The sequence below is a fragment of the Vagococcus bubulae genome (assembly GCF_003950315.1).
GTDB lineage: Bacteria > Bacillota > Bacilli > Lactobacillales > Vagococcaceae > Vagococcus > Vagococcus bubulae.
The window spans coordinates 90,109-102,913 of sequence record NZ_NGJT01000001.1 but is presented as its reverse complement, the minus strand read 5'-3'; the positions used below and the strand labels follow the sequence as shown (position 1 = coordinate 102,913).

At 34.7% G+C, this 12,805-nt stretch carries 13 protein-coding genes; 2 read left to right on the top strand and 11 right to left on the bottom strand.

The window, feature by feature from the left end:
* Positions 1–51: 51 nt before the first annotated feature.
* Together CBF36_RS00465 and CBF36_RS00460 are read right to left on the bottom strand one after the other, a co-directional pair.
* Positions 52–1,107 carry a phosphate/phosphite/phosphonate ABC transporter substrate-binding protein gene (locus tag CBF36_RS00465; protein WP_125955645.1) on the bottom strand — a complete coding sequence of 352 codons (1,056 nt, stop codon included), beginning with the start codon at positions 1,105–1,107 and terminating at the stop codon, positions 52–54.
* Positions 1,108–1,293: 186 nt separating this feature from the next.
* Positions 1,294–1,710: a CoA-binding protein gene (locus tag CBF36_RS00460; protein ID WP_125955881.1), complete on the bottom strand. Its 417-nt coding sequence runs from the start codon at positions 1,708–1,710 to the stop codon at positions 1,294–1,296.
* Between the two features lie 129 nt (positions 1,711–1,839).
* Between CBF36_RS00460 and plsY the strand changes: the two genes are divergently transcribed.
* Positions 1,840–2,472 (top strand): glycerol-3-phosphate 1-O-acyltransferase PlsY, encoded by a 633-nt coding sequence (gene plsY, locus CBF36_RS00455; protein ID WP_125955644.1) that lies wholly within the window; start codon positions 1,840–1,842, stop codon positions 2,470–2,472.
* A 47-nt stretch (positions 2,473–2,519) separates the two neighbouring features.
* Here the strand turns inward: plsY and rpmF are convergent, their stop codons facing one another.
* The 5 genes from rpmF to nrdR all read right to left on the bottom strand — a co-directional run bounded on the left by rpmF (position 2,520) and on the right by nrdR (position 6,232).
* Positions 2,520–2,699, bottom strand: coding sequence for a 50S ribosomal protein L32 (rpmF, locus tag CBF36_RS00450; RefSeq protein WP_125955642.1), 180 nt, complete (start codon positions 2,697–2,699; stop codon positions 2,520–2,522).
* A 55-nt stretch (positions 2,700–2,754) separates the two neighbouring features.
* On the bottom strand, positions 2,755–3,315 hold the full coding sequence (locus CBF36_RS00445; RefSeq protein ID WP_125955640.1) for a YceD family protein: 561 nt from the start codon (positions 3,313–3,315) through the stop codon (positions 2,755–2,757).
* A gap of 86 nt (positions 3,316–3,401) precedes the next feature.
* Positions 3,402–4,334 carry a primosomal protein DnaI gene (dnaI, locus tag CBF36_RS00440; RefSeq protein WP_125955639.1) on the bottom strand — a complete coding sequence of 311 codons (933 nt, stop codon included), beginning with the start codon at positions 4,332–4,334 and terminating at the stop codon, positions 3,402–3,404.
* Positions 4,331–5,740: a replication initiation and membrane attachment family protein gene (locus CBF36_RS00435; protein WP_125955637.1), complete on the bottom strand. Its 1,410-nt coding sequence runs from the start codon at positions 5,738–5,740 to the stop codon at positions 4,331–4,333. The genes dnaI and CBF36_RS00435 overlap by 4 nt, the downstream gene beginning before the upstream one ends.
* A gap of 27 nt (positions 5,741–5,767) precedes the next feature.
* Positions 5,768–6,232: a transcriptional regulator NrdR gene (gene nrdR / locus CBF36_RS00430; RefSeq protein WP_125955635.1), complete on the bottom strand. Its 465-nt coding sequence runs from the start codon at positions 6,230–6,232 to the stop codon at positions 5,768–5,770.
* Positions 6,233–6,539: 307 nt separating this feature from the next.
* Here nrdR and CBF36_RS00425 point away from each other — a divergent pair, with 307 nt between their 5' ends.
* The gene (locus tag CBF36_RS00425) at positions 6,540–8,156 is read left to right on the top strand and encodes an MFS transporter (RefSeq protein WP_125955633.1); all 1,617 of its coding nucleotides are present in this window, start codon (positions 6,540–6,542) and stop codon (positions 8,154–8,156) included.
* 46 nt (positions 8,157–8,202) lie between these two features.
* Here the strand turns inward: CBF36_RS00425 and coaE are convergent, their stop codons facing one another.
* The 4 genes from coaE to CBF36_RS00405 form a co-directional block, all read right to left on the bottom strand.
* Positions 8,203–8,796 (bottom strand): dephospho-CoA kinase, encoded by a 594-nt coding sequence (coaE, locus tag CBF36_RS00420; protein WP_125955631.1) that lies wholly within the window; start codon positions 8,794–8,796, stop codon positions 8,203–8,205.
* 12 nt (positions 8,797–8,808) lie between these two features.
* The gene (gene mutM / locus CBF36_RS00415) at positions 8,809–9,639 is read right to left on the bottom strand and encodes a DNA-formamidopyrimidine glycosylase (RefSeq protein ID WP_125955629.1); all 831 of its coding nucleotides are present in this window, start codon (positions 9,637–9,639) and stop codon (positions 8,809–8,811) included.
* Between the two features lie 18 nt (positions 9,640–9,657).
* Positions 9,658–12,309 (bottom strand): DNA polymerase I, encoded by a 2,652-nt coding sequence (gene polA, locus CBF36_RS00410; RefSeq protein WP_125955627.1) that lies wholly within the window; start codon positions 12,307–12,309, stop codon positions 9,658–9,660.
* A 147-nt stretch (positions 12,310–12,456) separates the two neighbouring features.
* Positions 12,457–12,735 (bottom strand): hypothetical protein, encoded by a 279-nt coding sequence (locus tag CBF36_RS00405; RefSeq protein WP_125955625.1) that lies wholly within the window; start codon positions 12,733–12,735, stop codon positions 12,457–12,459.
* Between the last annotated feature and the right edge of the window lie 70 nt (positions 12,736–12,805).

The window sequence follows — 12,805 nt, the reverse complement described above, 5'->3', positions numbered from 1 at the left end:
TGCCATCATCAAAAGAGATGATCGCAGTTTGACGTTTCGTTTTTCTTAAATTTATTTAGCGTCTTGAACTAATTTTTGTGCTTTTCGTTCATTATCATAGTCTTTAGGATTTGCTTCTACATATCCTTCGTGACTGTAGATACCAATAACTTTTTTACCTTCATCTGTTTTAGCGATGTTGATAAATGATTTTTGTAACGCTTTTTTCAAATCATCTGTCATTGTTTTAGAGTTTTTACTTACTGAGATTGTATCGTTATAAATCGCTGGTGTCACACCGATAACGTTTGTTTCATCCCAGATAGATTTTTCACGGCCAAATTCTTTTGTCCAGTTTTCTTCATTATCACGACGAGCGTCAGCATAAGTTAATACCACATCAACTTGACCTGAAGCTAAACGAGCAAAGGCACTACCGTAAGAATCTGATTGTACAATATTTTTTAAGTCAGTGATTTTTTTGTCATAGTTTTCATTTAACCATAAACTTGGGTAAATGTATCCAGCTGGAGAAGATGAACTCATCACACTCCATGAAAGGTTATTTAAATCATCCCATGATACTTTTTCACCTTTATTTACTTTATCTGCAACTGCTTGGCCTTTTGAAGATGGTCCAGCAATCATTAATGCACGGTAAGAATCAACTTGTTTGTCAGTTGGCTCAGTTGGTTTGTTTTCATTCCAAACTTTCGCTTCGTCTGAGTCGATTGACAATCCAGCGCGTGTTGCAGTTAAGATAGGTTCTGCCCCTTCATCATATAAGACGTAAGTTCCACCAGGGATAAAACCAATGTCAAGTGTACCTGAATCTAGTGACTCACCAACCGCTTCAAAGTTAGTTCCAACAGTGATGTCGATGTTTTTTACATCATATCCTTGTTCTTTTAACTCTTTTTGCATTAATTCTTTTAGAGGTTCTGTTGCTGAAACAATTTCCTCTGGATCTCTTGATGGGACAAAACCAACTGATAATGTTTCAATGGCTTTATCATCCTTACCTTTACTTGATTCGCTTCCTTTATCTTTAGCAGAATCGCTACCACATGCACCTAATGTTGCTACCAACGCAACTAGACCTGTATACTTCAAAACTTTTTTAAACAACGACTGTTCCTCCTTTAAATTATCTGCATCCACTTCCTTGAATACTCTTAAATTATAGCATTTTACTTCATAAAAGCAATTACATTTGAAAAAATTTGTCTTAAAAACGAATATTTTACCCTGTTTTTACACAAAATTTACGGTAAAGGAAGATTAAAAAAACAAGTGCAATTTTGCACTTGTTGATTATTTTTGTAATTCGATTTTAATACAGCGATTCATAATAACATCTGTTATACCATTATCATATAAAAGGTCAGCTGCTTCATCGTTTTCTATTCCTAGTTGTGCCCAAAAAACAGGCGCATCTGATTTTAAGAAATCTTTCGCCACATCCACTAATGCTGCACTTGGTCTAAATACATCAACGATATCAATTTTTTCATCAACTGATTCAATAGAAGGATAAACTTTTTCACCTAAAATCGTTTTTCCTTCTTTCATTGGATTAACTGGAATAATCTTATAACCTGCTGCTTGCACAACTTCTGCCACACGATAACTTGTTTTTTCAGGGTTATCACTTAATCCTACAATCGCCACAGTACGAGCAATGTTTAAAATCTCTTTTACTTTCTTATCGCCTAAATCTTTATATGCCATCATTATCAACCTCCTAATTGTTTCATTTATTATAACAAAAAAAAGCGATTACTTCTCTTAAACTGCCTATCTCAATTGTTCACTCGTTTATTTCATGGTAAAATAGACTAGCGTTAAGGAGGACACAACGTGAAAACTATTTCGTTATTTATATTAGCTTATTTACTTGGTTCGATTCAATCTGGTGTGTGGATTGGAAAATTCTTCTATCATAAAGATATTAGAGAGTTTGGAAGTGGCAACACAGGAACAACCAACACATTTCGCGTACTAGGAAAACGTGCTGGGACAGCCGTATTATTTATGGACATCTTAAAAGGAACAGTGGCAACTAGCTTACCAATCTGGTTTGGTTTATCAATTGATCCATTGTGGTTTGGTGTGGCTGCGATATTGGGGCATACTTTTCCAATATTTGGACACTTTAAAGGTGGTAAAGCTGTGGCAACAAGTGCTGGGATGCTACTAGCCTACTCACCCACTTTTTTCATCTACTCAGCTAGTTTGTTTATCATCTTTTTATTTTTAACTAGTACCGTTAGTTTAGCAAGTATGATTAGTGCTATCATTATTACCATTTCTACTATAGTATTACCAATTTATGCACCATTTATTCTAGCTGAACAAAACTGGCTACTCACTTCACTTGCTGTGGCCATCACATTGTTTATTATTATTCGTCACCGTGATAATATCAAACGAATCAAAGCAGGGACAGAAAGTAAAGTAAATTTTGGTTTAAGAAAAACAAAAAACCGTTAGACTCCATGGTTAGTCTAACGGTTTTACATTTTCTATAAAAATGTAAATTATGCTTCTTTAGTCATAACGTCTTTTCCATCATAATGACCACATGAAGGGCACACATGATGAGATTTTCTCATTTCACCACAGTTACTGCAAGCTGTTAAGCCTGGTACAGATAATTTGTAATGAGTACGACGTCTATTTTTTCTAGCTTTTGACGTTTTTCTTTTTGGTACTGCCATCTAGATACACCTCCCTACTAACTTAAATACGTGACAAGTCACATATATTCCAATCCTACTGCTCATCTTCCTTAAAAAAGTCAGATAATTTAGCAAGACGAGGATCAATGGTTGATGCTGCTTCAGTTTCTTGTTCTACCTTAATATCATCTTCTGAAACAACTTGCCAAAAGTCACCTTTTGGTAATTCTGTTGATTGCTTTTCTTCTTCTGTTAAAACTTGTAATGGTAAATTTAGTAGGATAAAGTCTTCAATCGCTTCTGTTAAATCGATTAAATCTTTTTCCAACACAATTATCAAGCTTTTATCATCTTCTGACACATCTTTTAATGCATCATACTGTCTAGGCGTCATGTATTCTTCATCTATGAGAAGATTTAATGGCATTTCAACAGGTTCTAATGAACGAGATGATGGAACAGTAAGAATGGTTTCAATTGTCATATGAGCATAGTAACCTATCTCATCGACTTCTAAAAACCCATTGACTTTAATTGGAGAAATATCAATAATAGATGGTTCTCTTTTTTTTAAAGAGGCTGATAAATCAATTGTTTCTAAGAAATCCACTTGACTTCCTCTAAACTTATTTAATTCTGACAATGCCCACTTCATTCTATCACTCCTTAAGCAACAAAAATAATTATACTAGTCTGTAATTCCTTTGTCAATCAGTTTTTGATAACATCATTCGGTTTAAATTAGTTATCTAATCGACGATTCTCACCAATCATGGTAATTTGTTTTGAAAGGTACTTAATCCGCTCCATGATGCGTTTTGCTTTCAATGGTTCGTCATCTCCTTTTTGCGAGAAGCGAAGATGTTCTTCTTCTAACTGTTTCATATCTAAATTAGAAGAGAAAAAGGTTGGTAATTTTTCTTGCATACGATACTGTAAAATCACACCCAATACATCATCTCGTATCCATGCACTCATAGAATCTGCCCCAATATCATCCAGCATCAGGATGGGTGTTTTCTTCACCGTATCCAGTTTTGATGCAACACTGTCATCTTTGATTGATTGCTTCATCTCCACACAAAAGGTTGGAAAATGGACAATCGTCGTTCGGATACCTTTTGTTGCTAACCCATTCGCAATGGCTCCTAACAAATAGGTCTTTCCTACTCCAAATGTGCCATACAAGTATAGTCCTTGATGAAATGCTTTTGGGTTCTCATAGTAATCATTCATAAATGTGATGGCTTCGCTCAATGCTTCTTTTCTCTCAGCCGTAATATTAAACTGATCTAATGAGGCGTCTTTGATATCTTTTGGCATTGAAATAGCTTGAACACGATTTCGAATCGTTTCATACTCTTTTTTCTTCAATAATTCTTCAGTCGGAACATAGGTGACATCAATAAAATGATGATTTAAAAATAATTTTGGTTCATATCCTGGGGCAATCATACTCGCATCATTGGCAAGAAATTTTTCTTTTTCTTTGACAAACTCATATAATTTAGCAGAACTTTTTAAAATATCGTCATCGGTCAACTGATCACGATGTTCGGCAATAAACGTTTGCACGTCTTGATCTTTTTGCACAACTTCCATTAGTTGCACTAAACGGTCTTGGATATTTTGATTGTTGACTGTTCGATTAAGTTGTTGATTGATGTGTTTCATGATGATTCACCACCTTGATTAAATTTCTTTAATTGTTGCTCTAGCATAGACAACTCTTCACCAGAAAGAGGGGTTTCTTTTCGACTGTCACCTGTTGCCCAATCTGGTAACGTTTCTTTTCTCGTTGGTTTTTTTGAATAATGTCGATTATAGTTCTTGTTTGTTGCTTTCTTGGTCGATTCTTGTTTGAAATTCTTCACTTGTTTTAAGGCTTCCGATGCTTTATATACTTTATTTTGTGCCCAGTTATTAGCAATTGTGTTCACCATATTTTGATTAAGTGATGGATTGTTTAACACAACCAGTGAATAATGAATCAACATATTAATCACTTCATCTGGCAATTTAGATTGCGCTTTTAAATTTTCAATCGTCCAACGTTCATTTTGCGCCACAAACCCATTTTTTTGTTCTTTAATGGCTTTTAAAAAAATGAGTGGGGCAATTCTTTCACACGATGTAATCACGGCAATTTCTTCTGGAGAGAATCCTTGATGTTTTAAATCATTTTTATGACGTTCAATCGCTTGATCGTCTTGTTTAGGTGTTAATGATGTGACTTGTTTCTTTTCTACATTTGATGCTATCGATTTGGTTTGATGATATTTTTTATAAATATGACGTTTAAACTCTTTCACATCGACTTCATTGGTGACATAGTCTAAACAATATTTCACATGACTCACCATATCTAATTCATTTATACCATACAATCCATGAATCGTGTAAACAAGTGGTTTAAATTCGGTGTTTAAAAAAGTTTGATCAATGTTTAAACCAGACAAGTTATCTACGAAAAATTCCCAATCAAATGTTGAAGCTTCTGCTTTAGGTACAACAGGTGTTGGAACCTGTTTCATCACCTGATTCGTTTGTTCGATTAACTCGTTTGATTGTACTAATCGCTCGGAGCTTAATTGAAAAATGTCAGTATAGTTGCTTGTAATGTCACTATAATCAGAGGTGTCAGGGGTATCTGGTTTAAATACCTCCACTAACGATTGAAATCTCTGTTCTCCAACTCTATCTAATAATAGCAAACTCAACACATCATCCGCTAAAAAAATATGTGGTGGTAAGACATTACCTAATATATAAACATAATGATAACCCTCATCTTTTTTTCGAACATAAGTCTTTAGTAACCCAATGGCTTCTAGTTTGATGCGAGATTGGTATAACTCTTGAAGTCCATTATTCATCATATCTTGTAACACAAAATGAGAGGTTGGTTTTTTAAATTCAGATACATGACTCAACAAATTATGGTACAACATCAACGCATTGCCACCAATTATTGGTTGATACAGTAGGTTCAAAACACGTGTATCTTCTCCATTTAATAGGCTATAACAATGTACTTCAAACGTATCTTTAGGCTTTAAATGGGGGTGTGTTTTAATCACCTCATACTCACTTCACTTTCTATCTTCTTAATCATGTTGCTCTTTATCAATAATTTCTTGTAATTCTTTTAAAAAGACACTCATATCTTTAAATTGGCGGTAAACGCTGGCAAAGCGAATATAGGCAATCTCATCTAGATTAACTAATTCTTCCATGACATATTCGCCAATTAAAGTGGTCGATACTTCATTGTCCCCTTTTTGTCGGACTCTATTTTCCACACGTTCAACGACTTGTTCCATCTGGTCCATGGACACGGGTCTTTTTTCTGCCGAACGAACTAAACCTCTTAGTATTTTTTCACGGTTAAACTCTTCTCTTGCCCCATTTTTCTTCACAACAAGTAATGGAGATACTTCAATACGCTCGAACGTGGTAAATCGAAAGCCACACGCTTCACATTCTCTTCTACGACGAATGGCACGATTGTCATCAGCAGGACGACTATCTACTACTCTTGAACCATTATAGCTACATTTAGGACACTGCATGTTTTTCACCTCTTCATAAACTGTCTCAACAGACGAAATAGTAGCACTATTATAACACGTAACACCACTATCGGTATAGGCAAACTCGTTTAGACAGATTAGACCATTATAACAAATTTTTATCCATACTAAAAAACAAAGAATCTTTTTTGAGAAATTCGTATTTAATAATGAATTTTTTGTTTAAAATATCGAATAATTTGTGCATATGTAAAAGATATATGATGATATTGCAAATTGTGTGACACAACGTCACTTTAGGTGTAATATACACACGTAAACAAATATTTTAAGTGAGGTGTACAAAGTGACAGATACAACAACTACGCAACAAAACACTGTCAAACATAAATGGTGGGCACTAGCCATATTAGCTCTTTCTGTGTCATTAGTCGTCATAGATGGGACCATTGTTAATGTGTCATTACCCGTCATTATGAAAGATTTGAAATTATCTTTTACTGATGCTGAATGGATTATTACGCTTTATTCGTTAATTTTCTCCTCTTTGTTAATCACAATGGGACGCATTGCAGATAATTTTGGTCGAAAAAAAATGCTGATTATTGGGATTGTTATCTTTTTAATCGGATCTATAATGGCTAGTTTTTCAAAAGATATTACGTTTATGTTAGCTGCTAGAACCATGCAAGGGATTGGGGGAGCAACGGTTTTACCAACTACCTTATCTGCTGTTAACTCATTATTCTTTGGCAAAGATCGGATTGTGGCTTTTGCCGTATGGGGTTCTGTTATTTCTGGTATGGCCGCCATTGGGCCTTTGTTAGGTGGGTATTTTACCACTTATATGACATGGCATTGGATTTTCTGGATTAATTTACCAATTGGATTATTTATTATTTTAGCGGCTTTAAAATTTTTACCTGAAACTTATGGTGAAAAGATGACGAACGGTTTTGATTTTATTGGCTTTATTTTATCAACTATTGGGTTAATTTTATTAGTATTTGGTATTATTGAAGGACGTAATTATGGTTGGTGGCACGTAAAAGGCGATCATCCTACTCTCTTTAACTTATCTATCATCCCAACCCTACTTGTTGTAGGAGCTATTTTCTTTGCTTTATTCTTAGTTTGGGAAGCACATCTAAGTAAAACAAATAAATCTCATTTACTTGATTTATCATTGTTTAAATTCAAAAGTTTTTCATTGGGGAACACCATTGCAGGGATTGTAGCAATTGGGGAATCCGGCTTATTATTCTTATTACCGCTATTTTTACAAAATATTTTGACACTTAGTCCTATTAAATCAGGTGCTATTTTAGCGATGATGGGACTTGGAGCCTTTTTAGCTGGTGGGATGGCATCCTTTATTGTTGAGAAAACATCTGCTTCATTTGTGGTTTCTCTTGGGTTATTCCTAGAAACACTTGGCTTTTTCGGATTCTTTAAAACAGTTGATCCCAATAATGGGTTAACTTGGATTATTGTTTGGTTAATCGTCTATGGTATTGGATTAGGTTTTGCCTCTGCCCAATTAACATCTATTGTGTTAAAAGATGTGCCACCTGCTCAATCAGGTCAAGGGTCAAGTATCCAGTCTACCGTTCGTCAAATTGGTTCCGCATTAGGAATTGCAATTATTGGGACAGTATTTGGTTTACAACTTCAACACGATATCCCAAATACACTAGACAATGTTGGATTGCCAACTCAAGTTCAACATTCACTTGAATCAAGTGTGATTGATAGTGCAGGTTCATCTATTCGTGTGTTAAAACAATCAAATCCTGAAGCATTGCATTTAACAAAATCAATTCAAGATAATATTGTCACAAAACTAGACCATAACTTTACAAACAGTGTGGTTAAAACAATCGGTATTGCATCTATTATTATGTGTATTAGTTTCATCTTAACATTTGGTCTTTACAAACGAAAAGATAAAGCGAAAGGATAAATAAATATAAATGAAACCACCTGAGCGAAAACGCTCAGGTGGTTTTTTATGAAAATGGTGTTAGCCAATTATCGACTTGTTTTAATGTTTCTTCGATTGATCCACTATTGTCAATGACAACATCAGCTAATCGTTTCTTTTCTTCTAAGTCCATCTGACTACTGATTCTTTTTAAAGCATCAGCTTCGTTCAATCGATCACGCGACATCAAACGAGATAGTTGCACCTGTTTTGGAACATAACAAACCATGACACGATCAACCATTTTATCATAACCGCCCTCATATAATAATGGAATATCGAGTACGACAAGTGGCTGTTCTTGTTTTTTATAGTCTGATATTTTCCTCAAGATATTTTCTCGTATTTCATCGGATAAAATACGATTAAGTAATTCCCTTTTTTCCTTATCTTCAAAAATAATCGACCCTAATTTTTTTCGATTAAGCTCGCCATTGGATAAAAGAATCTCTTCACCAAAATGAGCCACGATTTGATTTAAACCAGCTGTATTAGGTTCCACAACTTCTCTAGCGACGATGTCTGCATCAATCACAGGTATCTGTTTTGATTTAAAAAACTGACTAATCGTTGATTTCCCAGAAGCAATGCCACCTGTTAATCCTAATAAATAAGTCATGGTTGACTCCCCCTAATCATGAGTGACTTGACAGATAGGACAAAAGTGTGTGCCACGTTGAGCGACTTTTATTTTTTCAATCGTGTGCCCACAACGTTTGCAAGGTTCACCTTGTTTGCCATATGCCGATAAATACACTTGAAAATGACCGGCATCACCTAAAGCATTTTTATACGTTCTAATGGTGGTTCCACCAGCCTCTACAGCTGTTGCTAAGACATCAATAATGGCTTGATGAAGTGTTTCAACTTCATTATCCGTTAGTTTTGATGCTATCTGCTCTGGGTGAATACAAGACTGATACAATGCTTCGTCTACATAAATATTCCCTAACCCTGTGACAAGTGTTTGATCCAATAATAACGGTTTAATCGCACGATGCTTTTTCTTTAGTTGTTGCTTAAAAGTCTCTAAATCAAAATCTGGTAAAACAGGTTCTGGACCAAGTTTTTTTATTCCTTTATACTCTTGCCCTAATCCTTTTGGCTCAAGCGATAGACGTCCAAATTTTCTCACATCGAGATAACGCAACTCTGTTCCATCAGTAAATTGAAAACGCACATGGGTATGTTTCTGAATATCATCTGTTTGATTATGATATTCAAATTTTCCTTCCATTCGCAAATGGCTAATCATATCATGATGACTTAATTTAAAAATCAAAAATTTACCACGTCTGTCCACATCTAAAATCGTTTGACCGACTAATGTATGAATAAATTCGTCTACTTCAGGGGACTCAATAATTCTTCCCCAATCGACGATAACATTACTAATTTCTTTTCCTTTAACAAGTTGAACCAGTCCTTTTCTAACTGTTTCAACTTCTGGTAATTCAGGCATTCACTCTACCCCTTTAACTTATTTGGCATCATACCATGTGTCACCATAGCTACTATCCGCTCTAAGTGGCACAGATAATTCAACGGCATGGTTCATGGTTTCTTCAACTAATTGTTGCAAAGCTGGTATTTCTTCTTCAGGTGCTTCAAATACTAACTCATCGTGTACTTGTAACAACATCGTAGCTTGCATGTTTTCTTCTTTCAAACGTTTATTAATTTTAATCATCGCAATTTTTAAAATATCAGCAGCACTTCCTTGGATTGGCGTGTTAATCGCTGTCCTTTCAGCAAATGAGCGCAGATTAAAGTTTCTAGCATTAATATCTGGTAAATAACGGCGACGATGATACAACGTTTCAACATAGCCTTTATCTTTCGCTTCACGCACAATGTCTTCCATATATTTTTTAACACCTGGATACATCGTAAAGTAACGGTCGATAAACTCTTGTGCTTCTTTTCGTGTAATGCCTAAATTTTGTGATAAACCATAATCACTAATCCCATACACAATCCCAAAGTTCACGGCTTTTGCTTGACGACGCATATTACTATCTACGTCTTCAGCTTTTTCAATACCAAAGACACGCATCGCTGTACTTGAGTGAATATCTAATCCTTCAATAAACGCTTCTTTTAAGTGCTCATCATCAGAAATAGCCGCTAAAACACGCAACTCAATTTGAGAGTAATCTGACGCAAATAATTTCCATCCTTTTTGTCGTGGAACAAACGCTTGGCGAATTTTACGGCCTTCTTCTAATCGAATTGGAATATTTTGCAAGTTAGGATCAACTGAGCTTAGTCGCCCAGTTTGAGTTAGTGTTTGAATGTATCTAGTATGAATTTTATTGTCTTCAAAAATGACCTTTAACAATCCTTCCACGTATGTTGATTGGATTTTAGCTAACTGTCGATAAGACAAAATACTATCAATAATTGGTGACTCTCCCTGTAATTTTTCTAATACGTCAACTGCTGTCGAATAACCGGTTTTTGTTTTCTTAATAACAGGCAATCCCATTTTTTCAAATAAAATCACACCCAATTGTTTTGGTGAATTAATATTAAATTCTTCACCAGCAATACCGTAAATCGTTTGCTCAATTTCACTTAATCTCTCAGCAAATTCGCCTTTCATTTCTTGCAATCGACTTGCATTCACCGTGATACCTTCTATTTCCATGTCAGCTAAAATTAACGAAATAGGCAACTCAATATCATAAAATAAATCTGCTTGATTTTTATCTTCAAGATCAGTCATGATTGGCTCATACAATGAATCAATCGCTACAACTTTACGAGCTAGATGCTCATATAACGTGTCCATAGACCCTGGAAGCCCCTTTTTAGCGCCTTTTCCAAAAACCACTTCATCACGATCCACATCATAATAATCATAAAAATGAGCGATTTGAGCTAAGTCTTCACTGTTATTCGTTGAATCAGCTAAATACGCAGCTAATAGCATATCAAATTTAACATTTTCAAGTTTAATGTCATAACGATTTAACGCCACATACTGTCTTTTTGCATCAAAAACTTTTTTTGTTTTTTCATTGTCTTGGAGCCACTGAATCAACAATGGATGAGAAAATAAGTCCATATTATCTGTCACATAGACTTTTTCTTTGTTTCCAAAAGCAAACCCAACAATTGGGGAAGTATGATAGTTTTCTCCTAACATCTCCGCATAAAACGTCATATCTGAAGTAAACATGTCTTCCGTTAAGTCTGATATCACCTCATAATGAATTGCGACTTTTTCAACTAAATCACTTTCCACATTACTGGTATCTAATTTAGCTAAGAATGAATTAAAATCCATTTCTTTATAAAAAGGAATCAATTTTTCTAAATCTTTCCCATTGTAAGCTAAATCATCTAGTGTCATATCTAGTGGAACATTTGTGTCAATGGTTGCTAATTTTTTACTTAATAAGGCAATGTCTTTTTCATTAATCAGATTTTCTTTCATTTTACTTTTTTTCATGTCATCAATGTGTTCATATATGCCTTCAACTGTCCCATACTCTTTTAACAACTTGATGGCCGTTTTTTCACCGATTTTAGTGACACCAGGAATATTATCTGATTGATCTCCTGCAAGACCTTTCATGTCGACAATTTGTGACGGAGTTAATTCATATTTTTCCATGATATGCTCAGGTGTATAGCTTTCGATTTCACTGACACCTTTGACTGTCACATCAACTGTTGTGTGTTCACTAGCTAATTGAGTCAAATCTTTATCACCTGATAGTACCACAACATCCATTTCTTCAGACGCATATTTGGTCGCAAGTGTTCCAATGATATCATCTGCTTCATAATTATCTAGTTCAAAATGCTTCATTCCAAGCCCTTCGATTAAATCTCTTAAATAAGGCATTTGTTCCTTAAACTCGCTTGGTGTTTTCGCTCGTCCAGCTTTATAATCCTCGTAAAAGGCATGTCTAAAGGTTGTCTTACCTGCATCAAATGCTACTAGTACATGAGTTGGCTCTTCTTTAGCTAATATATTTTCTAACATATTGTTGACTGCATATAACGCATTTGTATGTAAACCATTGTTATTTTTGAAACGTTCAAGTGATTGATAGAGTGCATAGAATCCTCTAAATGCAATACTATTTCCATCGACTAATAATAATTTTTTCTTCGCCATTATGACACTCCATTTCTATTCTTCTGTTAGTATTCTATCAAATTTTGAGTGCTATTGCGAAAGTTAAAAATCGTAATGGGCTTTATTTTTGTCTAGTTGCGTTGTTTTTTAAAAGATTATCTTGTTTGCGATAATAGTTATAAAATATTATGCGCCATAATAACTGGCAAAGTAAAATATACCAACTTGTTTCGCTTTCCAAGCATTGGTTGGTCCAGTTTGATGGCTAACTGGTGTTGGTTCTAAAAAATAATATTTTGTATTCTCGTCATGTTTAAAGACATACTCAATATCTGATGTTATTGCTTCTTTGGGAAATCCATTCAAAAGTACTGTCAATCTAAGTGCCCTATCTGAACTGGTATGACTAAACAAAAACGTGCTGAAAAATATCATTACTAATAATAGTGTTATTTTCTTTTTCATTTTTCCTCCACACTTCACTAATTTTATTTGAAACATATTCTTTTTACTTAATATTTGATATGATAGATAA

Bases quoted from the DNA above. Each gene is read 5' to 3' on its own strand.
- CBF36_RS00460 (WP_125955881.1), bottom strand. From the start codon at position 1,710: ATGGCATATAAAGATTTAGGCGATAAGAAAGTAAAAGAGATTTTAAAC.
- rpmF (WP_125955642.1), bottom strand. From the start codon at position 2,699: ATGGCAGTACCAAAAAGAAAAACGTCAAAAGCTAGAAAAAATAGACGT.
- CBF36_RS00445 (WP_125955640.1), bottom strand. From the start codon at position 3,315: ATGAAGTGGGCATTGTCAGAATTAAATAAGTTTAGAGGAAGTCAAGTG.
- dnaI (WP_125955639.1), bottom strand. From the start codon at position 4,334: ATGAAACACATCAATCAACAACTTAATCGAACAGTCAACAATCAAAAT.
- nrdR (WP_125955635.1), bottom strand. From the start codon at position 6,232: ATGCAGTGTCCTAAATGTAGCTATAATGGTTCAAGAGTAGTAGATAGT.
- coaE (WP_125955631.1), bottom strand. From the start codon at position 8,796: ATGACTTATTTATTAGGATTAACAGGTGGCATTGCTTCTGGGAAATCA.
- mutM (WP_125955629.1), bottom strand. From the start codon at position 9,639: ATGCCTGAATTACCAGAAGTTGAAACAGTTAGAAAAGGACTGGTTCAA.
- polA (WP_125955627.1), bottom strand. From the start codon at position 12,309: ATGGCGAAGAAAAAATTATTATTAGTCGATGGAAATAGTATTGCATTT.
- CBF36_RS00405 (WP_125955625.1), bottom strand. From the start codon at position 12,735: ATGAAAAAGAAAATAACACTATTATTAGTAATGATATTTTTCAGCACG.